Raw genomic sequence first — 879 nt, forward strand, 5'->3', positions numbered from 1 at the left:
TGACCAACCGCCACCCCAACGTCGTACTCAACACCTCAACCGGCAGCCAGACGAAACATCGAGGTTAGGTCGCCGCGGCAGTCCTCCCGGGCACGGACGAGGTCGCGGGCGGCCTCTTGGTCCGCCGAAGGGATCGCCACCGCGGTGATCTCGTCGAGTCGTAGCAACCGGGCCAGGTGGACCGCGTCCTTGGCATCGGTCTTGACCCGATCCCCGGACGGCTTCTGCAACTTCGACGGCGCCGCGACCAGACACCGAACCCCCGCCGCGGTCAGGTGCCGGTAGAGCCCGAAACCGGTCGGGCCGGCCTCATAGGTCACCGCCGCCGGACCCGGCAGCTCTTGGATCCAGGACCGGATGTGCTCGTGTGACGGGGTCAGCTTCGCTTGGACCAGCTCGCCCGTGACGCCGTCAATCGCCGCCGCAGCGACAGATCGTGCGTGCACGTCGAGCCCAACGCTCGTACGCTCGGTAAACACCGGGGCCTCCCACAACTGTTGGATAGGCCGAGCAGGCCAGCCCTACTCGGTAACCCACGACCATTTGTGAGTGGGGCCCCGGCCTACAACCCCCAGTAGCCCTGAGCGGTCACTCCATACCGTCTAGCCCCTCGGCATCGCCGGGGATGACGAATCGTATGCTCCGACCGGCGTCCCGCTCGAGGACCTTGCCGGGATCGACGTCGGCGAGCTCGCGGCCGATGATGAAGACCCCAGTGGATCTCTACCTCCCGGGCAACGTCGAGGTAGTCCAGGACCTTGACTGCGCCGAGCTCGCTGACCAGGCCGGTGACGCTCAGGTCGCCGGGTTCGGTGGCGCTGCTCAGCTTGATGCGGGCCAACGTGTCGGCGTCGTCGACGTCGGTCCTCGGGGCGCTCA

Annotated in this window: 1 protein-coding gene; it reads right to left on the reverse strand. The window is 67.5% G+C overall.

Annotation, left to right across the window (positions count from 1 at the left end):
* Nucleotides 1-35: 35 nt before the first annotated feature.
* On the reverse strand, nucleotides 36-479 hold the full coding sequence (locus ACFPGP_RS16285; RefSeq protein WP_378591834.1) for an IS110 family transposase: 444 nt from the start codon (nucleotides 477-479) through the stop codon (nucleotides 36-38).
* Between the last annotated feature and the right edge of the window lie 400 nt (nucleotides 480-879).

Source organism: Nocardioides taihuensis (assembly GCF_042657275.1).
GTDB classification, from domain to species: domain Bacteria; phylum Actinomycetota; class Actinomycetes; order Propionibacteriales; family Nocardioidaceae; genus Nocardioides; species Nocardioides taihuensis.